The organism is Spiroplasma endosymbiont of Cantharis nigra (assembly GCF_964019925.1).
In the GTDB taxonomy this organism is placed as follows: domain Bacteria; phylum Bacillota_I; class Bacilli_A; order Mycoplasmatales; family Mycoplasmataceae; genus Spiroplasma_A.
Genome location: NZ_OZ026470.1, coordinates 438,654 through 465,419, shown reverse-complemented (window position 1 = coordinate 465,419; position 26,766 = coordinate 438,654). Strand labels below are relative to the sequence as shown.

The following is a 26,766-nucleotide window of genomic DNA, read 5'->3' as shown; positions in this document are numbered from 1 at the left end:
ACCCATCTAAATTATATTTAAAAAACTCAACATCAGTTGAGTTTATCAATATATTTTAAAAGTTAATTATATTTTTATTTCAAATGAAATTTCTAAATATCTTTATCCTTTTCATTGTCTTTACTTTTATTATTATGCTTATTTTTTCTATTTTGAAGTTCACTTAAAAAGTCATCAATATCTTTTTGATCTTCATAAATACTTTGATCTATTTCATATTTTCTACCTTGCATTGCTTCTGCAATCATTGTTTGATATTCATTATTAGCTTTTGCAATTTTTTCTCTATCTAATTTAGGATTTAAACAAAGAATTACAATAATTGAAGCCGCTGTCATTAAAAGTGAAACAAAGAATAATCAAAATAATACTTTAGCCGCTGTCATATTAAACGAATCATTTATAACATTAATTAAATTTTTAAGTCCATCTTGATTTAATTTATATCATTCATCAAAATTAGCTTTTTCTCCTTGTTGTTTTGCAACATTAAAAAATGAACTAGTTAATTGTGATAATGGTACGTTTGAACCAAAAATCAATGAAAATCCTTTAATAAAACTAAATGACATCATAATCAGAAACATTGAAGGAATAATTAAATTCATTCCAGGAATAAGAAATTTTTGTCTATAAGTTTTTGGAGGTTGAAGAATTGTATAAATAGTTCATGTGATTACTAGTGTCATAATGATCATATATGTAATTCCCATAGACCCCGATTGCATTCCCAATGAATTTGCAAAAAGTCAAGCAGCATTATCTGCTTTTAATTTTTCTGCTAAAAACTCTTTTCATTGTTGATGAAATGCTGAAGTAAAGCCATCAATTTCATTTAAGTTATTATCGATTAGAAAAGGTTTTGCAACTTGAACAAAAATAGATAATGCCACAAACAATAGTGTAAAAACCCCAATTGAAATTGCCAATGACAATTTCAATCATTTTATATATTTTGGTTTACTACTATATGGATAAAACCTTGGATCTTGTGCAGGATGTAAAGGAACACTTCCCATAAAAGGATTTCCTTGTGCACTTTGTGCCCCTGCTATTTTTGAATAATCAGGTGTTTCTGTATTTGGTTTTTCTTTTTGTTTATCAACAATTTCTGGTTCAACATTACTTTTTTCACTTGTTTTTAAATATTTTTCTTTTAACTCTGCTGATATTTTTGAGTTTTCTTTAATAAACTCTTCTGTTAATTCAAAATTTTCATCTGTTAAAGAATCTCTTGATATTTGCAAATTATTAAAACAATATGTTTGCAAATAAGTAATATCACTTAATATTTCATCAATACTTTTATTATCTGGTTTTACAAATTTTATTTTTTCCTTCGTAATATTTACTAAAGACTTTCCAAAAATTGGTCCTCATTTTTTATCTTTAAAACTACAACTTTCATCTATTTCTAAAATTAATAAGTCATTAACTAATTCTATTACTTGATTCTTATAATCTAAGTTATTTAGTAATTCAACTCTTAGTTTTTCATTTTTTATTAAATTTGCTAATAAAAATATCGAACTTTGATATATCTTGTTAGCTTCCATTTTTTAACCTCTATTCTTATTAAACATCAAACATTTTTAGCAACTCAATCTCTGGAATAATTTTATTATCAAAAACCCCACTTTTTATATTTTTTTCAAGTAAATATAACAATTTAATTTTATCATTTATTTGTTTAATATTTAGTTTATTTTGCTCTAATAGTTTTGAAATACGATATGGATTTGCTCCCAAAATTGAAGCAATTTCTGAATTACTCATTCTTTCTTCTTTTAATAAAATAATATTTCTTAATGTAATCAAATTACTTGCTAATAATCCAAGAAATGAGAAAATATCATTATTTATTTCCATATAATTTGATCATTGTTTTAAAAAAGTTTTTATATCATTTGAAATAAAACAATTAGCAATTTGAAAACTATCAAAGTTATTATACTTTGATGTTATTTCATTTATTAAGCTCTTTGTTACTTTTTTTCGTAAACTAATTATTTTATTAATTTCATTTGTAAATACTTGCATGTCATTTGGTAATTTATCTAAAAATATTTCAATTGAATCTATATCAAATTCTATTTTCTCATTTTCTAATCTTTTGGTTACTATTTCTTTTTTTTGTATTAAATTAGGTTCCTCTAATTTTAACATCTTGCACTTTTCTTCTGTTAATTTTGCTATTTTTAATTTCTTTGAAAACTTCTCAGAATTTAAAGTCATTATTATTTCAACTTCACTACTATTATTTCTTAAAATTTGCTCTACATATTTAGAATCATAATCCTTATGAAGCTTAATTTTTGATTCATTAACAAATCAACAATCATTTATAACAATAATTTTCTTACTTGAAAAAATTGAATATGTAGTAATTTCTTCAATAATTTTTATAATTGAATCATCAATTAATGAATATTCAAAAATATCATATTCATTATCTATATTTGCTTTTTGACATAATTTGTCAATTTGCTTTTTAATTAAAAAATTATCATTAGAATATACAAAGAACATATTTATCACCTATTAAGTATAATTTACCACTAAAAATTAACAAAAAATATAATTTATTTTGAATTAGATATTTTTTTACTATATACTCTATTTGTATATAAATATCTTGTTTAGAGGGGTGAATTACAAACATGGCAAATATTAAATCACAAGAAAAACGTATTTTAACTAATGAAAAATCACGTTTAGCTAATAAAGCATTTAGAAGTTCAGTTAAAACTGCAATCAAAAAGGCTTTAGTTGCAAAACAAGAAGATTCTAAAGAAAAAGAAACTTTAATAAATGAAGCAATTAGTTTATTAGATAAATCAGTAACAAAAGGAATTTTTAAAGCTAATAAAGCTGCAAGAGAAAAATCAAGATTAATGAAATAATTAATTTAAAACTTCTTATAAAAGAAGTTTTTTTTGTACTTTAATCACTTTATTACTTTTAACTTTATATTTATAACTATCTCTAGAATTTGTAATATAAGTTTTACATTGATATTTTTTTAATGTTGCTATTGTCTCTTTACTTGGAAAGTCATACATTTTTGACTTATGCCCAGAGATAAAACATGTTTGAGGTTTTATTGTCTGAATAAATAATTCAGAACTACTAGTTTTACTACCATGATGAGCAACTTGAAGTAAATCAACTCCCCCTTTAATTATTTCTAGAAACTCTTTATTTTGCAATAATCTAGATTCTCTCTTTTTGGAAATATCTCCTGTAAATAATATTTTCTTATCTTTTACTTCTACTACTGAAACTTGAGAATTATCATTTTCATCCTTATTTTGAGTCTCAATAAAATTACTAATTTTTAAGCCCTTAAATTTAAAATTGAATTGATAATCATAATTGTAAAAAATATTTTGAATATTGTAGATAGTCTTTAAATCATCAATTTGATCATAGTGATCCTTATGGTTATGACTTATAAAAATAGCATCAATTTTTCTAACTCCATCATATACTAAATATTGCTGTAAACTTTTTTTACTAAAACCGCTTCCCTTTCCAGCATCAAATAAAATATTTTTACCTTTATATTGTAATAAGAAACTATTTCCATTCCCAACATTCAACATTGTCACTGAGGGACTTATTTTAGTGAATTGATTTGATTGAAAAAAATAAAAACCATTTAAAGTAAATAACATAATTAATATTCTTTGAATTTTTCTTTTATTAAACTTATACGTAGTTATAAGTTTAAACATTAAAAAATAAGTTATTAAAAAAAATATACTAAAGTGACCACATATTGTAAAGATATTAATATATTGAAAACTTTTAGAATATGAATAAAGAATTTGATAATTAAAATTTAGTAAATAACTAGAAAATGGAATTCAAAAAAATATAGATAAAATGAATGAAAAACTAATTAATGGAATTAAAAGTATTTCAAAAAATGAACTTAATCAATATATTTTATAATCAAAATATATTTGAACTGGAATGAATACTGCATTCACAATTAAAAAATTATAAAATATATTAGTAATTGGCTTTTTATCCTCATATTTTTTTATAAATAAAAAAACAATAATTGTAAAAATAAAACCTATATTAAATACAAATAATGGATTAACAAATAAACAAATAATTCAAATGATTGAAAATTTGGTTATTTTTGAAAATCTGAATTTTCAATTTTCTTCTATTCATCTTATTATCAAAAACATGCAAGTTTTTAAAAAAAATAAGGGAAAACTTAATAGTGCACAATAATATAAAACTAGAATTAAAACAATAATTTTATATTTTTTATATTTTTTTGAATTCTTAAACAATTTTTTACTAAAAAAACAACTGATAATATAGATATTAAAACCACTTAAATTAATTAAAAAACTTAAGGAATATGAAGTTAAAGTAGTATAAATTGGATCATTCGCTTTTTGCTGAAATAAGAATAGTTTAGTTAATTTGTTAGAAGAATTAATGAATTTATATAAATAAAATTGCACAAAATGATAATTTGTTTTCTCTATCTTTGGTTCTAGTATTCGAAATTTAACATTTTTATTAAGTAAATACGAACTAAAGTCAAACTCTCAAAAGTTCCCATAAACACTGACTTTTTCACTAACTCCATTAAGCCTAATAAACTCCCCTACTAATAACTCCTCTTCCCCTACTGGAATATAATAAAGAGTTGTTAACTGTTTTAATAAAATATATCCTTCTTTTACCTCTACTACTTTATAAATCTTAAAATTTAGTTTTTGATTGATGTCCAACTTATAGAATAATAGAAAAAACATTAAAAAAAGACTAACAATAATGAAATAAGGATAAGATTTATTTAATTTTCAAATAAAAGAAAGACAAGAAATTGTATAGATACTAATACATATATAAATATTTTCTATATCCCTACTTAAACATATTAAAACTATAACTAAAAAAACCTGAAATAAATAGTTCCTTCTAATAGATCAATTTTGGAATTGCTTTAGCATAAAACTGTGTATTAAAATTACTTCCTACATATATTTTTTTCAGCTGTTTCATACAATCATCATAGGAATTATCTATATCTAAAAGAATTTTGCTACTCTTTTTAGAAACATTTTCACTAACACCTCTTGTATAAAAAAAATCACTATCCACTTCAAATCTACTAGTTTTAATAACTTTAATATAATCTTTTGGATAAAACATAATTGTGTTATTTTTTTGTAAGTTATTATTAACATCAATTTCAAATATATTACTCAAATAATCTAAATTACTTATTTCCAAAAATTCTTTAGATTCATTTATATTTAAATCATTTTTTATTTTAACAGGCAATATATTTTCGTCTTCTAGAGTAATATCATATTTAACTTTTAAATATATATAACTTTCATTTTTTTCAATAATTTCAATTTTTACTGACTGTTCTAGATTAGTTATTAATAAAGTACTAATACCAACCATTAGTGAAAGTAAAAGTAACAAAATAAATCTTATTTTTTTCATAGACACCTCAAATATGTATATCGATTATAAAATGAAAAAAATGTAAAGATACAATAACAAACACACTTTTATTATTGTTAAAAATAACTTTATAAATGATAAAATTTTATTGATTATGGGGGAAAATAACAAATGTTTCAATTTACTTTAGTTGATATTATCGCATTAATTACTGGAATAATTAGTTTAATATTGGCAACTTTTATATCAATATGAATTTATAGGAAAGATGATTATAAAGATTTTTATAGAGAATTTAAGGAAAAGTACTTTTTCACTTTTAATAAAAATCTTTTAAAAGAAATGAATAACTATTTAAATAATAGTGAAAAAAATTCTAATGATATCGACTTAATAGAAAATGATTTAAATAAAATTTTATATTTTCTAAGTTTTTTAATTGAAAATAAAAAACTTATTAAGTCTATTTATAATAGATACAAAAAACATATAAAAACTCATTTAAAAAATCTTAAAACTAATTCTAGTCCCTTAAAGACAACTAAGTTTAAAAAACAAATTAGCTTAAATAAAATTCCGGATACTGAGATGGACTTTTTATCTAACTTTAAAGATAAAAAAATAAGTGAGATTTTTAATAACTATAATAAAATATATAATAATATATTTCAGGTTTTTATAGAAGAAATAACAAATCATGAAAAAATTAATCATACAATGGAAGTTTTAAATTTTTTATCAAAATCAGAACCAGATATTATCTTAACTATATTATGAATCTTTAAGTTATCAAATGCAGTAAGCGATTAAAAAAATGAAGAATATTCTTCATTTTTTTAATTTTTAATTTTTAATTCCCCTAATTTTTCAATTAATAATTTATGTTGTTTTTTATAATTAGAATACTTTTCTTTTTCAACTAAAACTTTATCTGCTGCAGCTCTTTTTAAAAAGTTTTCATTTGCTAACATTTTCTCACTTCTTTCAATTTCTTGTAAAAGTTCAGAAATTTTATCCTCAGTTTCTTGAATTGCTTTATCTCTATCAAAAAAATCTTCATTTGCAATATCTAAAAAATAGTCTTTAATAGCAATTGAAGTTAAATCTTTTTTTTGAATATTATTAATATTTAATTTACAATTAACTAATTTTTCAACAAAGAGATTAATATAATTAATTTCTTTTTCCATTTGTAATTTAAAGTTTGACTTCTTCAAATTTAAATGAATATTTAGAGAAATAGAATTTTTAATATTTTGAATAGCTCTAAATTCTCTTAAATTAGTTACTATTTCAAAAATATGATTAGTATTTGAAATCTCAAATTGATAATTTTCTTCTAATCACCTTTCTCTTAAAATTGAAGATTTTAACTCAAATGACTGATATATTTCTTCGCTAACAAAAGGCATAAATGGATGTAACATAATTAAAATATTTTTTAAAACATACCCTAATGTTGATTGACTAAATTCCTTTTCTTGCTTATTTAATAGATTATTTTCACTAATTTGAGCTTTTGAAAGTTCAATATATCATGAACAATAATCATCTCAAATAAAATTATAAAGAAGCTTTCCTGCAATTGTAAACTCATATTTATCAATTGCTTCTTTAACCATTTTTTTTGTTTCACTCAATCGATTTAAAATTCAAAAATCAATTTCATTATTACTTTTGTTAGATTTTAGTAATAAATTCTTAAATTGTTGATTAGTAGGGATTTTTTTAAGATTTAACATTACATATCTTGAAGCATTTCAAATTTTATTAATGAAATTTCAAGTACTAGTTAATTTTTCTTCACTATATCTTAAATCTTGACCAGGACTTGAATTAGTTAATAAGAAATATCTTAATGAATCAGCTCCATATTTTTCAATAACTTCCATTGGATCAACACCATTGCCTAAAGATTTAGACATTTTTCTTCCCTGCTCATCACGAATTAAACCATGAATTAAAACATCTTTAAAAGGTTTTGACTTCGTAAACTCTAAACTTTGAAAAATCATTCTTGCTACTCAAAAGAAAATAATATCATAACCTGTTACCATTGTTGATACTGGAAAATATCTTTTCATCATTTCTGATTGTTTTTTTTGATTTCAATTCATTGTTGCAAATGGTCAAAATGCACTCGAGAATCATGTATCCAAAACATCTGGATCACGTTCTCAATTTTCTATATCCTCTGGAGCATTTATACCCACGAATACTTCTTTTGTTTTTTTATGATATCAAGCTGGAATTTGATGACCTCATCATAATTGACGTGAAATAGTTCAATCATAAGTATTTTCCATTCATTTATTTAATGTTTCATTAAAACGATTTGGATAAAAATTAATTGCTTCTTTTGAATTTTGTAAATCTAAAACTTGTTTTGCTAAGGGTTTCATTTTTACAAATCATTGATCAGAGATGAAAGGTTCAACAATTGCATTACTTCTTTCTGAATAACCAACTTGATGAACAATATCTTCTTTTTTAAAGAAAGTCCCTTCTTTTGCTAATTTTTCAACTAATTGCTTTCTTGCTTCAAAACGATCCATCCCTTTAAACTCATTTGCTAATTCATTCATAGTTGCATCTTCGTTCATAACAACTATTTGCTTTAAATTATGTTTTAGACCTAATTCAAAGTCATTAGGGTCATGTGCTGGCGTACATTTCATTACCCCTGTTCCAAACTCAATTTCTACATATTTGTCGCTTATAATAGGTATTAAAGCCCTATTTGAGGGGTTTATAACTGTTTTTCCAATATATTTGCTATATCTTTCATCATTTGGATTTACAATTAAACAAACATCTCCAAACATTGTTTCTGGGCGTGTTGTAGCTACTTCTAAGAAGTCTTTCTTATTATCACTTAAAAAATATTTAAAATAATACATTGCTCCTTTAGTTTCTTTATAGATAACTTCAATATTAGAAAGTGCTGTTTTTTGTTTAGGATCTCAATTTATAATTCTTTTCCCTTTATAAATTAATTTATCTTCATACATTTTTACAAAAACATAGTTTACAATTTGATTTAATTCTTCTGAATATGTAAATTTTTCTTTAGAATAATCTAAACTTAATCCTAATTTTGCTCATTGCTCTCTAATAGTTAAAGCATACTCTTCTTTTCATTCTCAAACCCTGTCAATAAATTTATCTCTACCTAAATCATTTCTTAAAATTCCTTGTTCTCTCAATCGTTCTTCAACTTTTGCTTGAGTAGCTATTCCAGCATGATCCATTCCAGGTATTCAAACAGTATCAAAACCATTTAATTTTTTGAATCTTATTAATAAATCTTGTAATGAGCCATCTCAAGCGTGACCTAAGTGCAACTTTCCAGTTACATTTGGTGGAGGTATCACAATTGAATAAGCTGGTTTTTTAGACTTAATTTTTGGTTTAAATAATTTTTCTTCAAGTCATTTACTATATTTATCTTTTTCAACTTCTTTATGATTATATTTTTTATCTAATTCTTTCATATTTTCTCCTTTTAATTAAAAAAACCTATTTTTTAGTAATTAATAATTACTAAAAAATAGGAACGAGCTATTTAAAATAACACGCGGTACCATCCTAATTGATTGTTCTAAAGCAACCCACTCTTATATCTAATTTTATAACTTATACAACCTTCAATAATAGTAAATTCTAGTTCGCACCATACACTAGATCTCTGAAAATTACTTTTTATTTACTCCTTATAAGTTCTTACCTTTTTATTATATCAAAGCAAATAAAAAAAATAGCATAAAAATGCTATTCAATCACAAAAAACTCCGACACTAATTGTGATTTATTATTTAAATTATTTCATTCATATTTTTTTGCTTCATATAGTATTGAATATCTTCACTTGTTTTAACTAAATATTTTAAAAAGTTAAAGTTAAGAATTCTGGCTCATTAATGGACTTCTTAATTGTTTTTAATAATTTAGATTCTTTATGCTCTAATAAATTATATAAATTCAAAATTCTTTCATATTGAATTGCTTTTTCTTTTAGCTCTAATTCCATAATTATTTTTGCTAAATTTTCATTTGAATTTTCAATTTCTTCATGTTTTAAAGTTTTAAGAATTTTAGTAAAAGTACTATTAATGCTTTTTAATATCTTATTCATTGAAATTCAATAAGCAATATAAACAAATGTTAGAGCAAATAGTGAAAAAATTGATCCTATAAAAATTAGAGATAATACAAATGATATTTCTTTATTAATTTTGATAATTTTTTCAATTGATGAATACAATACGCTTTTTGGAATAGTAAATAATGGTCCCATTTCATCAAATATACTAACTGGTAAATTATTAATATTATTAATATTTGTTTCTAAATTCATTCCTTGAATAATTGTAAAAAGTATTAACGGTGAAACTAAGATAAATATTTTTAAAAAAGCAAAGAAATTTTTTTTAATTAAGATTTTTTTAAATGATATAGCTGACATCTTTTTAAAATCAATTGTTGACATAAATTCATCATAATCATTAAAAAATTTTCATAATATTGAAACAATTGAAATTGTTCCTAAGAATAACTTAAGCATAATTAAAATTGTTGAATTAACATAATTAAATCTTAAATTATCAACAGAAGGAATAAATAAAAAAACTGCAAAAAGAGATATTATTGCTGAATATACTATTATATTATTTCAATCAATTTTTTTATAAATACTCTTTATTTTCATTAACTTACTCTCCTTTTAAATATTATAGGACTTTTTAATTAATAAATCAAACATTTATTTTTAAATTATTTTAATTTTATGAAAAAATAAAACTGTTTTTATTTAAAATATCAAAAGAAAATATTTAGATTTCTTAAATATCTAAGAAATCTAAGAATATATGATCATAGACTCTTTCAATTCAAAATAAGTTTTTTGCCTTTTTTCTTGAAAACTCAAGCATTGAACTTTCTTCAAGTAATTCATAATAATTACTTCAAATTGTTGTGTAATTTTCTAGAATTTTGTCATTTATTTTCTTAATTTCCAAAATTTCATTATTGCTTAAATCTTTTTTATTACTAAAAATGAATAAACCATTTTTAGAAGTTAACTCATTTTTTTTGAAAATCACATTTAAATAGTTTTCAGAAAATTTTGCATCTTTGAATAGAGATTCATTTGAAAAATACTGGGTTTTGATTAAATTTTTATATTTTGCATCAACATTATTATTAGATTGAGTTAATTTTTGAAATGAGTTTAAAAATGAAGGAAGCAACATTACATTTAGCATTGATTCTAATATAGCTGTTAAAAGCTTTTTATCACTCAAAATAGAGCTCAATTCATAATTTATAAATATTACTGTTATAAAATTAGAAAAGATTATATAAATTCAAAATCAAATTGGTGTAAATTCAATACTTCTTTGAGCCTTGAATTTATGATTTTCTAACTTCAGATTATAATCAAATAAGCAAATTAATTGAAAAAATTTAGATTTTGAAAATCAATTGATATAAGTAAATTTTAACAGTAAGTAAATACTTCCCCCAACAATTGAATATGACAAAGCATCCACTTGCTCTTTTATAAATAAATTTGTAATAAATAAAATCAAAGTTATTGAAAAAATAACTTGATCAAAAATAAAAGCAAATAAGCTCATTAAATTTGTTTTAAAAAAACTTCTAATTATTTTATTATGTTTTTTAAGTAAATTAAGACTGTTTTTTTGATTCCTCATTATTAATTTCCCCTTTATAATTATTAATTTTTAAAGCAACAAATAGATAAAGACTACCTAAACCAATTATTATTGTAAGAATAGCTATTATAGCTATAAACATTCAAGCAATTCCACTTAGTCCAGAAACTTGTTTATTATGAATTTCTAAGAAAAAGTATGGATATGCTCCCTTTTTACTTGCTAATATAGCATCTGAACCTACACTTCTATAAATTAATTCTCCTCTAACTAAAGAACAAATTAAATAGATAATTGGATAAATACACATTACTGTGAAATCTTTTTTGACAAATTCTTTGAAGTTAAAATTTAATTCTTGTTTCATTAATAATAAGTAATAAACAATTGTAGCTATTGGCACAATTGTGTGTAATACCATCTGCTCAACTCATCAAAATGGAGTTAAAATTAAATCATTTCCAGTCAATAATACCTGTGGAAGAAGCATTCCATTAAAAATTAAACCTGTAATTGTAATATAAGTTACAACACATAAAGAAATAGATCTTGATAAAAATTTAGTTTCACTTTCTTTATTATGATTAAAAAATGATATCATAAATCAAATTGCTACAAGTATATTTGATTGAATTGTAAAAAAACTAAAATAGTTAATAATATATCCTTGATAATCATAACCAACAAATTTTGCTGGGTCATTTGAATCTTTATCTCCTATATAAACAGCTCACTTTTTAAATTCTTGACCATCTATTTTATAGACTGAATCACCAATATTAATAATTCCTCGAATTAATCCTTGTAAAATAAAACCAATTATTAATAAAGCAATTGCTAATTTATATCAGATTTTTCAGTCCTTTAAATTTTTTTTAGTAATAAACATTTTTTCACTCTTTTCAACATATAAAGAAATTATAGACTATTTTATAAAATAATTCACTATTTTATATTTATTTATAGATCTAATATTTAAATAAAAAAATAAAAAAACACCTATAAATAAATACTAACAATATCAAGATTAACTCATGACTGTTATTTTTAATTTAGATGTTTAATAAAATTATATTTACTACTTTTTCAATTTTGTTATAAAGTTTCTTATATCATCAGTTGTTAAAAACTCATCACTATCAGAAACATTTCTATTTTCCTTTATTTTTTTCTTTTTGTTTTTCTTCTCTTCTTTTAAGACTTTTTTTGGTTCAGCAGTTTCTTGCACTGGAGCAGGAATTGGTGCTGGAGCTGGAGCTTGTACCTGTTGAATTATAACTTTTTGTTTTTTGTTTTTTTGTTGTTTTTCTAGAGCCTTTAATCTCTCCAATTTTTCTCTTATCTCTAATTCTTTAAGTTTCTGCTCTTCAAAACTTAATCTTTTTGGTTCTTCAATATTTTTTGTTTCGTAATCCATATTCATATTTAATGAATTATTATAATCTATACTACTAGGATTTGCACAATTTTCACATCCTAAACTTTGATTATTTCCATGATGATTGCAATTATAATTATTTGGTTTATTTACTATAAAATCAGTTGGATTTTGATGAATATTGTTATGCATTAAATTATTATGATCTTGTGTCATATCTTCTCCATAATTAAAAACTATTTCACCATAATTTACTAATGGAGTGTTATTAGGTTTTATTTTATTCATTCCTGAAAATGGTACAAATTCAGAAGTTCCAAATTCTGTTGTACCGTTATTTCTAATACCAAAATTTGGATTAGAAATATTATTAGAACGATTATTCATTAAATTTAAATTATTACAAAAATCCTGAGCTTCATCATAATTATAAAAACGATTAACTTCTGTCATATCAGGACTAACAACAAAAAATATTCCATCTTTTACTAATATGTAGTACATAATTATTCCTCCAAATTATTCAATCTTATTACTTTTAATAATAATATTATACACTAAAAAAGCCAATTTTTTATTCCATTCTTGTGATATGAATTAAATAAAAAAAATGTGGTCCTTAATTATTAATTAAATATTATCATAAAATTTAATTATACACAGTGAACTTTATAATGAATTTTTTAGCAGTTTAATCATCTTCATAAGCTAATGAAAGATCAATATGACAATAACCAAAGGGATTTTTTTCTAGATAATTTTGATGATATGCTTCTGCATCAAAAAAGTTTTTTACTTTTTCATTCTCAACAACTATTTTTTTTTCACTTTCGCTTTGTTTTTTTTCTAAAAATTGCTGAATTATTTTAAAATCTTCTTCATTATCTCAATAAATTCCAACTCTATATTGAGTCCCTACATCATTTCCTTGCTTATTTAAAGAATATGGATTAATTATTTTAAAATACTTTTCAAGTATCTTTTCCAAAGTTACTTGATTTTTATCATATTCCAATAAAATTGCTTCTGCATGATTTGTTTTTCCTGAACAAACTTGTTCATAAGTTGGATTTTGAATTTCTCCTTGACAATAACCTACTTTTGTTTTTGTTACACCCTTAATTAAATCAAAATAAGCTTGAACTCCTCAAAAGCATCCCCCTGCTAAGTATATTGTTTTCATATTATTTGATCTCCTTACTTATTATTATATTAAGTCTAGCAATTACTTTATAAAAAGCAAGTTTTTTATTAGAATTTGTTTTATAAAAAAATCATTATTTTTAAAATAATGATTTAATTTTATAATGGTAAATCTTTTTTTGTAAAAATTAAATATGAAGCAACATATAATCCAGTTCCAATAACTGCTAAAGCAATATATTCACCTAAATACTTTGAAACCTCACTTACGCTAGTAAAATCAATTGTAAATAAACTATTCAATGAAAAGTATTTTAGAAATTCTACTGAAGGAATTTGACTTGCAAAATAAAGTACATAAAAGATAATACTAATTCCTCCAGCCACAGACAATGAAGCTACAGATTTGTTGAAATAACAACTTGAAATAAATGCAATTGAACTAATTACATATAACATTAAAAATAAACCAAAAAAGTACATTGCAAATAATCCAAAATTAATTTCTCCACCTTTTCCCAAAGCTGAAATTGTTATAATAGTTGTTAAAAATTGAATAAAGATACTTATAAATAATGAGAAAATGAAAGTCCCACCTTTTGTTAAAATTACACTTTTTCTTGATTGATTAGTTGTTAATAAATTAACCATCGTTCCTTTATCGACTTCTCCAGCAACAATGGAATTACCACTTGTTAATAAATAAACTAACATTAATGAGTATGTAATTCCTGTTGAACTGACAACTAATCCTACTGTAGCCTCTTTTAATATGGTATTTCAAGTACCATTTCCTTGAGCAATCATTTCCTTAATTGAACTGTCATTAATCATTATAGAAAACGCTACAATAATTAAAATAACTGGTATTAGAGTTGAAAATAATCATAATCCAAGAGTCTTTCTCATAGTATCTTTAATTAGTTCAAAAGAAATCGCTCTTTCTTTTGTTGAAGATTTCAATATTATATTATCTAATGAATCTGCTACATCAGTTTCAATTTCATTTTGATAATATTTCATAAAATATTGTTCCAAATTTAATGGATGCTCTTTAATAAACTCAATTTTATTTTTTCCCATTTTGATAATAAAGTCATTGATATTTTTGTTATCAACAACTGCAAACAAAGTATTATCCTTGAAACTTTTAATAGTTCATTTTGATGATTCTACATCACTTTTAATTACTTTATCTTTAAATTTAATTTCATAAGTTTTTTCATCATTATATTGAATGTCTTTAATATTAATAGTTGAAATAATTTTTCCACGTTTAATAATTGAAACATAATCACAAGTTCTTTCAATTTCTGAAAAGATGTGTGAAGATAAAATAATCGCTTTACCTTCTTCTTTTGATTTTTGAACTAGTTTAACAAATTTTTCTTGCATTAAAGGATCTAATCCACTTGTTGGCTCATCTAGTACAATAATATCTGGATTGTGCATTCAAGCAATTACTAAAGCAACCTTTTGTTTCATCCCTTTAGACATTTTTTTTATTTTCATATTTGGATTAAATTCTCAATAATCAATATATTTTCTAACGTCATCTCAGTTAGTCATATTTCTTAATTTAAAAACTTGTTTTAAAAGATCAATTCCTGTCATTTGAATTGGAAAAGCTATTTCTCCTGGAACATATCCTAAATTTCTTTGAATTTTATTAGCATCAGTTCATGAATCATATTGAACTAAATCTTGAACTAAAGTTTGATCATCTTTAAAATTAGCATGATTTTCTAAATAAACATTTGAAGTTCCTGAATCAGATCTGATAAACCCCATTAAACTTCTAATAGTTGTTGATTTTCCAGCACCATTTGGCCCTAAATAACCAAAAACTTTACCATACTCTACACTAAAATTAATATCGAAAATTCCATAACCTGATTTAAATTTTTTATTTAAATCTTTTACAATAATTGCATTATTAGACATAAAAGTCCTCCTCTTTTTATATTTTTTACTTAACTTAATTTTAAAAATTAAAATGACTAATAACTGTCCTCATAAGCAATTTTAATCATAGCTAATTTCTCATTTCAATGTTTGTGGTAATTTTCTCACCCTATTTTTATTTTTAACTTCAAAATAAACAAGTTTTTTATCTTAAAATATAGTTTTTTGATCGCTAAAAATACTTTTCTTGCAAAACTTATAATACTTACCAAAATTTTCATGATAAACTTAAAGATTTTTATATTAATGCTAAAAACCTTTTCTTTTATAATATAAAATTTAAACATTTCTATTTTAATAAAAATATATAAAAATAAAGAAAAAGAAATTATTATTGGTAAAAGTATATTTCTAAAATTAAGTTCAATATTTGAAACACAAATATTTGAAACAATGTTTATTAAAAAATAGACATTAATAAGAATTAAAGTTAACTCTTTTATAGTGACTTTAATGCTATCATAATTTACTTGGTCATTTAATAGAGCATTATAATTACTTCTGTTAATAACTCATAATCTAACTTGAAAATTCAAGAAAATATATGAAGCTAAAATTACTATAAAAATACTTAAAACTAATTTTATTATTTCATCATTCAAATAAATAAAAGCAAAACAAAAAAAAGTTAATAATAAAATTAAAAATGAGTTCAATCTTAAATAGCTTCTTAAAATTTTCAATACATTCGCCTTCTTTTAAAATTAACTATATCACATTTATGGGTGTATTTTATTATAAAAAATTTTAAAATTTAATAATTTATTTTAACTATTTATTAAGAAAAATAAGTCATTAAATTTTAAAAAAAATATATAACTTTCAATAAATTAAATCCTATATAAACTTATATTTTTCAAAAAAATACTTAATTAAAAGCATAACTACTAGAATGTTTTTATTAATTTTCTTCTTTTTTTTCAGAAAATTTATCTATTTTATTAGAATAGACAAAGTAGAATAAACCTCAATCCAAAAAAGATTTTTTTGTTACCTTCTCTATTTCTACTCAATTTTTATTTGATTTAAGAAAAGTTAATCCACAAATAGTTGCAATTAATGTAAATCCAGCAATCAAAGAAGTTACTATTGCTAGACTTAGTCATAGTCAAGATACTTTTTGCATTAAAGTAATTACTAATAAAGTTATAAAAACTGATGTTAGTACTAAAGAAACTAAAAAAATAATAGCTGAGCATAATGCAACTTTATAGACACCCTGTTTAATATTTTTGATTCTATTTTCCATTTTGTCTCCTATTTATTGGTATCTTTTATAATTATAAACTATTGATTTAGATAAATTAAAATATTTTCTATAAAAATTGAAGTAAAAACTATTAATTATTATTCCTTTTAAAAGATAAAAAGGATTTAATTATTATTTATTAAAAGAAACTAAAAAAATACAAGATTTTCTAGTAAAAAGTCTTGTATTTTTAAAATAAATATTTAGTTTTTATCTTTTAAAGCTTCTAATGGATTTATCTTTTGTATATTTATTCATCCAATTGCAAAAGTTACTATATAAATTGTTGCAATAACAGCAAATACACTAAATGGTAATCACAGTGAGAAATTGACTGGTAAAACCCATGCTGTATTTAAAGCTAAGAAATCAGATATTATTACAAAGATATACCATCCTGTTATAAAACCAATAACATACATAATTAAAATTGGTGCAATATACATTCCTAAAATTTGTCTCACAACATAAGAATTTGAATATCCCAAGGTTTTCATTGTTGCAATAAATTGTTTATTTTCAAAAATAATTAGACTTGTTGTTAAAAGAATAATTGTTGTAGAAACAATTATAGCAATTATTATAAAGAATATCATAACTAAGTTTATAAGATCAGTAACTTGACTTAATATTTGTCTAGTTTGCTCCTTTGGTAACATTGTTGATAATGTCCCTATTCCATAACCTTGATTAAATTTTTCTGGATTAACTATTGTGCACTCATTTTGATAATTAAAAGGTAAATCTTCTCCTAAACAAGGAACATTAATGGTTTCAAAGCTACCGCTTAGCCCAACTGAACTAAAATCTCCAATTTTTGAAGATACTGAAAATCCTTGAGTTAAATCAACAATATTATTATCATAACTATATTTATAGTTAAAAATAGGATATAAATTTTCATAAAGTTGATTCATATTTCTTCAACTTGAACCAATTTCACTACTTTGTACATTATTTATAAAATCTTCATATGTTTTATTATGTTGATACACTTCCTGAATAAATTCCTCCAATATTGCTCCATCAATATTTTTTTCATTTTTCTTTGAAAATTCTTCTAATTGATATAAAGGGTTTCCTTTAGGATATTCTCTTGCAAATCAATTTTCAAAGTTATATTTTTTAACTTGATCATATTGCATTATTTTATTAGCATTTTCATTTGAAATTCAACCTTGTGGCTGACCATATCCATTTTGAACACCTGTAATTATAAATTGAGTATCATAATATTTTGAATTTATTTTAAGAGTTCCATCTTTATATTTTTCATAAACTTCAATTGGATTTGTAGCTTTATCAGCATAAGGAGCAGCTATTTTTATATCCCCAATTGTTGATGAATTAACCCCACCATCACTAGCTAAATTTGATAAATTATTTGCATATATACCTCCATTGGTATAATAACCATACGTTGATTGTGTTCTAAATTCCTTAGAAAAGTCCAATTTATTATTTTCTAATAAATTATGTCCATAATTTATATCATTCTTTAAAGTTAATTCTTTATCATTGCCCTCTAATGAAAGTAAATCTTTCAATACTTCTAAGGAGATAGTATCTCCTATTTTTTTATTTGTTTTCTTATAAAAGCTTTCATTAATACTTAAAGGAACTAAATTATTATCATTATTAAATAATGTATTAGTTAAATCTTTACCTCTCTTATTTTTTAATGAAACGAGATTTGTATCCGATTCAATACCAAAAATTTTTGCTTTTTCTAACTTACCATTCTTAGATAAAAAATTTGTATTAAGCATAGTTCCAATTTCATCTTTGTTATTATCATAAGGAACTAAATTAAAAGTAATATTATAATTTTGATTACTTTCAATTGCTGTTTTAATATATTCTTGAACAAAATATGGTGACCTTGTATAACCAGTTTGTAAAATAGCTAATCCCATTCTTCCATCCATACTAGAACCAAATCATAGCGTCAAGGCCTTATTTAATTCTTTTAGTTGTTCTTCATCTGTTGTTGAACGAATCTCATTCTCATTAATTTCTAATGGAGTTATAAACTTATCATTTCAATTAATTGTAAAGTCAGCAGTATACTGTTCATCAATTTTCATAATATTTTTTATCTCTTTATTTGAGTTTCAATATTTTTTTATTTTCTTACTTTTAAAAGCAAAATTTAATTTTTTTTCTGCTTTTGTTGAATTTATAAAGAATTCATTAGGTTGATTTCTATCAATCATTCCTTCATTATAAGTAAGTTTTAATCCATTAATATACTTACTATAAATTTGTAGCATTAATATTGAATAATTTTGCAAATCTTCTGCTGATGATGGCTCACTTAAATTTTTTATATCACCAATTAACTTTGTATAGTCTGGTCATTGAGCATGCAATTGTGATAGAGCAAGATCTCCAAGTGGACCGGATACATTTGCTTTATCTAAGTTTTGAAGTAATTTTGTTGACATATTTTTTCAATTTGAATATGATAACTCAGTTCAAAAGAATTTATTATCCTTAGCTATATCATATGTATAGTAATAAGGACTTATTTTACCTTCTAGAAGATCTGAATAAACTTTTTGTCAATTTATTATTTTGGTATTTTTATTTGCAATAGGGTCATAACCATCCACAGTTGGATATGCTGTTCAACCTTTTGTAAATCCTTTAGGTTTATTAAATCCTCCAACTCCACTTCCAACTCCACCATTTCTTATTAATAATTCATCTTTATATTGACCTCAACCCTCTTTTTCACTATCTCAATTTGGATTATATGTCCTTTGAAAAGATCAGGGGTTATTTGCAATGGGTTGACTATATTCAACCATATTTTCATAATTCATTCCATTAAAAGTAGCTGTCATATTATCTCTCATAACTTTTGGTGCCACAATAGTTGTTGTAAGCAAAGTTGCTGATAAAAGCATTGTAGCACTAACTCCTATTAATTTTCCTAAAGAAGTTGTAAGTAAAGCCGCTCTTAATCTTGGATTAAACTTTCTTTTTGAAAATAGTGATTTCATACTCATTGAAAATTTATTAATTATTTTATCATTTCCCCCATTTAAAAGAATTAATGCAGGTAATCTAATAGTTCAATAACCAATTATAAATGACAATAATGTAAGTCCAATTCATAAAGCTATAATACTAGTTGCAAAAGAAAATATATTAAATTGAAATTTTAAAAATGCTATATTAAAGTAGTTTGAAAAAATATTTATTATTAAACTTTCAATAAAAATAGAAATAATATAACCCATTAAAGCACCAAGAATTGAAACAATTAATGGAATTGCAATAAAATTATTAACAATTTGACGTTTTTTATAACCTAATGATTTTAAACAACCAATTTGTCTACTTTGTAATTCAACTTGCTTTTTAGTAGTTAAAATTGTTGTAAATCCAGCAATAGTGACAATAATTATTATTAAAGCAGTTGCTATTCCATTATATCCAGCCATAATAGAATTAAAAGTTGTGATTCTTGAAGAAAATTTATATAGGGAATCATTGGAATCATATATATATTTATCCTTTATTTTTATATTGGTTCAAGTTTTATATTCTTCTTCTAAAATATTTAAAAAATCATTATCTCTTTGAATTGATGATTTAATAGAAATATATGCCTCTCTATCATTTTCAGAAGTTACAACTACTTTTGCATTTGAAGCAATATATGGTGCCATATTTTTTTGTACCTGATTTTTTTGCATTAACTGACTATAATCAATTTCTGTAAAAGTGTATGAATAACTTTTATATCCCATTCATGATGGATCCATATATATTAAAACTTCGTTATTCATATTTGGAATTATTGTTGTTTGATCCATAATTGGCGTTGTAAAATCTACTGAAGTTCCAATACCAACAACTTCAAATCATAATTGATTTTGATAATTATTACTATTTAAAAATGTTTGAGCATCCGTCATATTTTCTAAATCTTTATTAAGTTGTTTTATCTCTAATGAATTACCCGTAGTATTTTTAATTAATAAATCCATTCCATATTTATCTGGATTTATTCTAATAATATCGCCAACTTTAATTCCATTTTTCTTAGCATAAGATTCACCAATAACAACTTCTTTTTTACCTTCATTGAATTTTCGACCCTTAGAAACTACAAGTTTATCAACACCATTATTTATATCAGAATTTATTTTTGAGATAACTTTAACTCTAATATCACCCTTTTTGCCATATAAACCCGATATTAACCTAGATTCAGTAAATGATACATCTAAATTATATTTAAGTGCTATTTGATTCATAATATATTGTTGATAAAGTATATCATCTTTAACAAGTTGCTCATGAGTTTGCCATTGTTTAATATCTTTAGCATTTTCATCTGGGTTTAATATTTTATCGTTTATATTGATATCTACAATATAATCTCTTAAATTTGATTGTGACCTTAACTGATTATAAGCTCCTGAAACTCTTGTTGAAGTTGCTCCTAATACAGATATAACTAAAGATACTAGCATAACTAAAAGTGATAAACCAATAATTTGTGACTTATTTTTTTTAGCGGACTTAAAAGAATTCTTTAGTAAAAGCCTAATTCCTTTCATATTTAGTTTCCTCCTATTTTTTAATAACCTTTATATGTACATTAAAAAATAAGTGATGGAGGAGTTACTCCTTTTTTAAATATTTTAAGATGAAAACTTTTTTTCCAATTAATAATCTGCTCTACAAAATTATTTTTTTCTAAAAAAGTTATAAAGTATAGTTCAAATTTTCGCAGTAATTCCTTTGTAAAATTAATATATTCTAAAGACACTAAGTTTGGTTGCATTATTTTTGAGATCACAAAAAATAATTTTTCAGTTATTTCAAATTTTATTTTTTTTCTTATTTTTTCAAATATGAAAAAATAAGAAACAAATAAACAAGTAGCAGAAATTATTATTGAAAAACCAATTATTAAGAAAAATTCTCAACTTTTTACAATTTGATTTGAGTTTAAAAAGTATTCTATTGCTTTGTATTCACTAGAAATAAAAATAGGAACAGTAATTAATATTAATTTAAAAAAATCATTTAAATAATTAAATCTTTTAATATAGTTAAAGGTTCTAAAATTAATAAAATTTTTTTTAATTTTATTAAAAATAACTATTGATTCAATTACAATTCAAAAGCATACTGATGTAATTATTATTGTATTTATTATTAATGTAAATTGAATAGCTATATAAAAAACCATTTTTTGAATTTTTAAAAAAAGCTGAAAAAAAATAATAATCAGATGTGTTAAAACCAATAGCATGTATAATTTTTTGACATTATTTTTTTTATAGTTACGCATACAAAACTCTCCATTTTTTTATATTGTTTATAGTTATATTTTAATAGAAAAATAACTTTTATAATTAATAAAAAATAAAAAAAACAATTATAAATAAATATTCATAATTGTTTTACTACTTTTTTATTATGCCATTAATTTAATTTCTGAAACTACTAATTTTTTATTTTTATATTTCATGGCAATATCAAATACTAATTCATTTGTTCCGTCATTTACAGTATATCTAAAATTATTTACAGATTTAATTTCAGTTTTAACTGTTAATTTTTTAAATAATTCTTCGGCTTGATTTTTTAAATCAGTTACTTCTTGATTACTTTCTTTTATTCATTTTGATAGAATATTACTCATTTTAGCAATCAATTCATCTTCATCATTTAGAATTTTAAATAATTGCTCAAAAACTGAGCCTTCCTTAAGTGATCCATCACTATTATAACCTAATATTTCAAACATATTATCAATGTCATTTAAAGCTTTTTCAAGTGTTGAATCTTTTGCAAAACGAGCCATTAATTCACCAAAATCAGAAAAGTTAATTGTTGATTTTGTAGTTGAACTAAATTCTATATTGAATTCATTCACAAGTTCTTTAATAGATTTATTTGTTAAAAAATTCATTGAACTTTCTTTAGCTTCATTAAATCTTTTTGCCGGTTCAATTGGATTTTGTTCATCTTCTGGTTGTGAAGTTTTTTCTTCGCCTAATAATCCTGATAAACTAATTTCATTCATAGGTTTTGACATTAAATCTCTGATAGAGAAATTAAAATTTTCATTAGTGTTATTTCATAAATAACCCATTCAATCTGATTTAAACTTTTTCCCTTCTCCTGAAACACTAGTAATTTTTTGCATTAATTCTTTAACAGGACTAGGAAGAATACCTGGCATTGTTACAAGAGCTCCAATTACAGTAGAAAATAAACTTCCTCCATAACTTGAATTTAAACCACCATTTATAATAGACCTTATCATTGAATTTACATATACTTTTGAAATGATTATATTAATAGATTCTTCTTTCATAGCTTTAACTCCAATTTTTGAAAGTAAACCCATTAATCCATCATTTACATTTTCTGTAAATTGTTTACCAATTGAAAAGTTTTTAGAATTTGTTGCAAATAAAATTCCAATATAATTCTTAAATACAACTCCTGATAGATCATCATTTACCATGTAATTTATCTTTTTAAATAATTGTTTAATATCAATTGAATTAGAATTAAAAATCTGATTTCTTTTTTCTTCAATCTTTTCTAAAGTTAATACTGAAGAAGTCATTTCCTCATAACTAAATTGTTCCATATAAACTACTAATGTTCTTATAAAACGAATAACTTCAGCAATAGAGTCAATATTGCTAATGAAATCTATTTTTAACTCAGCTGTACCACTCATTAAATTTGAGATATTGTCTGCTAAATTAGTTGTTGCACTATCAATATTTTGTTCTACATCTGCTTGAGTTTCATAAGACAATTTTGTTTCACTACCATTTAATAATTTATTAACTGCATTTGATAATCCTATCATACTTGAATCTAATGCTGTTTGATAACTCATATTTGCATATATTTTATTACTAAAAGCATTTTCCAAAAGTTTTAAATTATCTTGATTTAAAACTTTTCCTAAAGTTTTAAGTAAATCAGGAGAAATAATTGACCCTATCATTGAAGGATTACTTGCAACTACTCCTAATAATTGTTGTAAAGTTGTGGGATCTGATAATAGTGATAATATTGTAGGTAATGTATTTTTAACAATATCAACAATTCCTTCATCAGGTGCACTTGGATCTAGAACATAATCTTGATAAACATTATCAGATATTTTCAAGTCAGATGCTAATAAGTCATTTGTATTAAAATACTTATCTGCAACTTTATAAAACTTACCATTACCTTCTACACCTTCTGATTCATTAAAATCAGTTAGATTAAGTGTTTTTAAGTATTCATTTTTTACATTATTTTCCATCATATATTTTGAACTAAAATGTGTTTCACCATCAGATAATTCATTTTGATTTAAATAAAGTGATTTTGCATATTGAGACATTAATTTTGAGATTGTATCTTGTCTTTCTGCAGTTTCAAAGTTGTCTTCAACTTTATCAGGTTTTTCTTCTTCCTTTGCATTTTTATTTCCACACGCTACAACAGCTCCAATTGGCGAAGCCATTAATGTCATGGCTCCTATTAAACTTAATAATTTTTTCATTTTAAAATTCATCTCTTTTCTATTTTATTCTTCATTTCATTTTGATTCAATTTCATTAAAAATAATTTTTTTAGCAAATTTATGTCCATTTTTTGTTGGATGAACATAATCTAAGAAGAAAAAGTCTTCTTCTTTGCCCACATTTTCTGGTTTTACAGTTGCTTTTAATTCAAAATTAGTTAAATCAATTCCACTTAAATCTGGTGAGGTTGAATCACATAACTCTTCTGTAATATTTTTATTAGGTCCTGAGTTTTGAAATTCTTGTGTAATTTCACCAAATCTTGTATAAAGGTCAAAAAACAAAATTGAATCATTAAACATTTTATTAGCCTTTTTAATAATTTTTGAAATTTCATAATTAAAATCATCACCAATCATTTTAATTATTTCTTTATTAGTTTGATTAGCCTTATAATATCTTGGAATTAACGTCATATCTGGAGGAGATAAAAAAACCATTTTTTTAGCTCCATTATTTAGTAAAGTATAAAGAGCATTTTTAATATTTAATAAAGCACTCTGCATAATTTCTTCTCGCTTATTTGAGTTATTTAGATTATCTAATATTGCAAACATATCATTTCCACCTATTTCCACTAAAAATAAGTCATCCTCGTGAATTTTTTGTTGTTCTACAAGAGCTTGTGCTTGCTTATAAATCCCCGTATTTCCCAATAATAAAGCTGTTGCTCCTGATGAATCATATGCTGTTGCTCCTCCAACAGAATAATTTTTTCCTCATACTTTTTCTCCATTTAATTCAATATCAGGCTTATGAATTAAATTTGAAGATTTAAATTCTTCTTTTGAAAAGTTTAGTTCTTCATTTATCAGAGCGGCTGTTGTTAATCCATTACTAAATCCTCCAACATATTGTCCTGACATTTTAATTTCAATATTAAATTGATCTTTTCCAACAGTTTGCAAACCACCTTGATCACTCAATGAATCGCCTAGTGTAAAAAAGTTTGAAAAACCTTTATGGTTAGATTTATCGTCACTTGTATCTTTTGCAAATCTAGTATCAAATTGAGTTCCAATATTTTTATCGAAATCAAAATTAATTTCAGTTGCTGTTGGTATACATGATACTACTGCTGATGTAGAAACTGTTAGTAAACTAACTGACGAAAGAATTGCTAATAGTTTTTTCATACTTATTTATTTCCTTTCTTTAAATTGATTATTCAGATAGTTAAAAATGCTGTATAAATTGGTAAAACAATTCCTAAAAAAATAAAAAATATAATAATTCCAGTTCTTAGAACTTTTAAAGTCTCTGTAAAAAATGGATAAGATAATTCATCAAAAGTGACTTTTGTCTTTGACATATTATTTTCGTTTAACTCTTTATTTTTAAAAATACTATGTCCTAAAATATTCAAACCAAATTTTATATTTTCAATTTGTCTATTTAAAAATCAAACTTTATTATTTACTATCATTGTTCCTAAACTTTTTTCTACTTTAATTCCATTTAATCCAGGACCCTCATATTTCATTCAAGAATCATAAGTTTCTTGATTAATAATTGTTTGATCTCTTTTTGCTTGTTCATAAAATTGAGAAGAAAAAATTTCCTTTAATCCTCCATTTTTAAACATTCACTGAATTCCTGGATGAACATAACCATAACTTAAAAACTTTGTAGCAACTGCTTGATCAAATTTAATTAAGTCCATTCCTAATTCGTATAAATCAACATCTCTTTGATTTCTAATATCATCACCTCATCTTTTTTCAAATCATTCATTTGAAAAATTAATGTAGTCTTCTTTTTTAACAGCATAATTACTATCTTCATAATAATTGATTGTTGAAAGTGCATCACTTGTGTATGCACTTTTAATAGCTGTATTCATTACTTGTTCATAAACTACATCTTGACCATCAATTACATACATACCTTTAGGCATTATGATTTTTATTTGCTTTTCAATGCTATTAATAAACTTTTTTGATTCAATTCCTAATCCTGGAACAACCATCAAAAAACTAAATAGAAATAAAAAGCCAACTATCGATGATGAAATTATTATTTTCAATTTCAATTTCTCATTAAGAAAATTTTTGAATTTCTGTTTCATTTTGATAAACCCTTCTCTAAATTTCTTATCCCCTTTTAACTTAAAAAAATAAAATAACTCATAAAGTAAAGCTAATTATTTTTCCACCTAATTTTAATAAAAAAAAATATCTATTTAAAAATAGGCTTACAAAAAATATACTCCTTTAAAAAAGGTATAACAATTTATTGATGAGTATAATTTGACTTGACTTTTTTGAATTTTATCTATTTAAAAAAATAACATAAAAAATAACACTTATAAAAGTCCCATTTTAAAGGGTT

At 23.1% G+C, this 26,766-nt stretch carries 20 protein-coding genes; 2 read left to right on the top strand and 18 right to left on the bottom strand.

Annotated features, from left to right (window positions below; genetic code table 4):
- Positions 1-92: 92 nt before the first annotated feature.
- Together AACL04_RS01960 and holA are read right to left on the bottom strand one after the other, a co-directional pair.
- A complete protein-coding gene (locus tag AACL04_RS01960) occupies positions 93-1,556 on the bottom strand; it encodes a hypothetical protein (protein WP_339030931.1) in 1,464 nt (487 codons plus the stop codon).
- 19 nt (positions 1,557-1,575) lie between these two features.
- Positions 1,576-2,529 carry a DNA polymerase III subunit delta gene (gene holA, locus AACL04_RS01955; RefSeq protein ID WP_339030930.1) on the bottom strand — a complete coding sequence of 318 codons (954 nt, stop codon included), beginning with the start codon at positions 2,527-2,529 and terminating at the stop codon, positions 1,576-1,578.
- Between the two features lie 131 nt (positions 2,530-2,660).
- Between holA and rpsT the strand changes: the two genes are divergently transcribed.
- Positions 2,661-2,903 (top strand): 30S ribosomal protein S20, encoded by a 243-nt coding sequence (gene rpsT / locus AACL04_RS01950; RefSeq protein WP_339030929.1) that lies wholly within the window; start codon positions 2,661-2,663, stop codon positions 2,901-2,903.
- 15 nt (positions 2,904-2,918) lie between these two features.
- Here rpsT and AACL04_RS01945 read toward each other — a convergent pair whose 3' ends face one another.
- Positions 2,919-3,677 carry a ComEC/Rec2 family competence protein gene (locus AACL04_RS01945; protein WP_339030928.1) on the bottom strand — a complete coding sequence of 253 codons (759 nt, stop codon included), beginning with the start codon at positions 3,675-3,677 and terminating at the stop codon, positions 2,919-2,921.
- 1,276 nt (positions 3,678-4,953) lie between these two features.
- Positions 4,954-5,490 (bottom strand): hypothetical protein, encoded by a 537-nt coding sequence (locus tag AACL04_RS01940; protein ID WP_339030927.1) that lies wholly within the window; start codon positions 5,488-5,490, stop codon positions 4,954-4,956.
- Between the two features lie 132 nt (positions 5,491-5,622).
- On the opposite strand from AACL04_RS01940, the gene AACL04_RS01935 reads away from it, so the two are divergent.
- Entirely contained in the window at positions 5,623-6,261 is a 639-nt protein-coding gene (locus AACL04_RS01935; protein WP_339030926.1) for a hypothetical protein, read from the top strand.
- 26 nt (positions 6,262-6,287) lie between these two features.
- Here AACL04_RS01935 and AACL04_RS01930 read toward each other — a convergent pair whose 3' ends face one another.
- The 14 genes from AACL04_RS01930 to AACL04_RS01865 all read right to left on the bottom strand — a co-directional run bounded on the left by AACL04_RS01930 (position 6,288) and on the right by AACL04_RS01865 (position 26,503).
- Positions 6,288-8,945 (bottom strand): valine--tRNA ligase, encoded by a 2,658-nt coding sequence (locus AACL04_RS01930; RefSeq protein ID WP_339030924.1) that lies wholly within the window; start codon positions 8,943-8,945, stop codon positions 6,288-6,290.
- 392 nt (positions 8,946-9,337) lie between these two features.
- Complete coding sequence (locus AACL04_RS01925) at positions 9,338-10,159, bottom strand: hypothetical protein (RefSeq protein ID WP_339030923.1); 822 nt, start codon at positions 10,157-10,159, stop codon at positions 9,338-9,340.
- Between the two features lie 133 nt (positions 10,160-10,292).
- Positions 10,293-11,168: a hypothetical protein gene (locus AACL04_RS01920; protein ID WP_339030921.1), complete on the bottom strand. Its 876-nt coding sequence runs from the start codon at positions 11,166-11,168 to the stop codon at positions 10,293-10,295.
- Positions 11,143-12,018, bottom strand: coding sequence for a Pr6Pr family membrane protein (locus tag AACL04_RS01915; RefSeq protein ID WP_339030920.1), 876 nt, complete (start codon positions 12,016-12,018; stop codon positions 11,143-11,145). The genes AACL04_RS01920 and AACL04_RS01915 overlap by 26 nt, the downstream gene beginning before the upstream one ends.
- 189 nt (positions 12,019-12,207) lie before the next feature.
- On the bottom strand, positions 12,208-13,011 hold the full coding sequence (locus tag AACL04_RS01910; RefSeq protein WP_339030918.1) for a hypothetical protein: 804 nt from the start codon (positions 13,009-13,011) through the stop codon (positions 12,208-12,210).
- 187 nt (positions 13,012-13,198) lie between these two features.
- Complete coding sequence (gene msrA, locus AACL04_RS01905) at positions 13,199-13,690, bottom strand: peptide-methionine (S)-S-oxide reductase MsrA (RefSeq protein WP_339030915.1); 492 nt, start codon at positions 13,688-13,690, stop codon at positions 13,199-13,201.
- A 119-nt stretch (positions 13,691-13,809) separates the two neighbouring features.
- Positions 13,810-15,594: an ATP-binding cassette domain-containing protein gene (locus tag AACL04_RS01900; RefSeq protein ID WP_339030913.1), complete on the bottom strand. Its 1,785-nt coding sequence runs from the start codon at positions 15,592-15,594 to the stop codon at positions 13,810-13,812.
- 56 nt (positions 15,595-15,650) lie between these two features.
- Positions 15,651-16,298 (bottom strand): hypothetical protein, encoded by a 648-nt coding sequence (locus tag AACL04_RS01895; RefSeq protein ID WP_339030911.1) that lies wholly within the window; start codon positions 16,296-16,298, stop codon positions 15,651-15,653.
- Positions 16,299-16,516: 218 nt separating this feature from the next.
- Entirely contained in the window at positions 16,517-16,864 is a 348-nt protein-coding gene (locus tag AACL04_RS01890) for a hypothetical protein (protein WP_339030910.1), read from the bottom strand.
- Positions 16,865-17,067: 203 nt separating this feature from the next.
- Positions 17,068-21,441 carry an ABC transporter permease gene (locus tag AACL04_RS01885; protein ID WP_339030909.1) on the bottom strand — a complete coding sequence of 1,458 codons (4,374 nt, stop codon included), beginning with the start codon at positions 21,439-21,441 and terminating at the stop codon, positions 17,068-17,070.
- Positions 21,442-21,482: 41 nt separating this feature from the next.
- Positions 21,483-22,181: a hypothetical protein gene (locus AACL04_RS01880; protein ID WP_339030907.1), complete on the bottom strand. Its 699-nt coding sequence runs from the start codon at positions 22,179-22,181 to the stop codon at positions 21,483-21,485.
- A 126-nt stretch (positions 22,182-22,307) separates the two neighbouring features.
- A complete protein-coding gene (locus AACL04_RS01875; RefSeq protein WP_339030905.1) occupies positions 22,308-24,413 on the bottom strand; it encodes an MOLPALP family lipoprotein in 2,106 nt (701 codons plus the stop codon).
- A 24-nt stretch (positions 24,414-24,437) separates the two neighbouring features.
- Complete coding sequence (locus AACL04_RS01870; protein WP_339030904.1) at positions 24,438-25,571, bottom strand: SGNH/GDSL hydrolase family protein; 1,134 nt, start codon at positions 25,569-25,571, stop codon at positions 24,438-24,440.
- A gap of 2 nt (positions 25,572-25,573) precedes the next feature.
- A complete protein-coding gene (locus AACL04_RS01865) occupies positions 25,574-26,503 on the bottom strand; it encodes a hypothetical protein (RefSeq protein ID WP_339030903.1) in 930 nt (309 codons plus the stop codon).
- Positions 26,504-26,766: the final 263 nt, after the last annotated feature.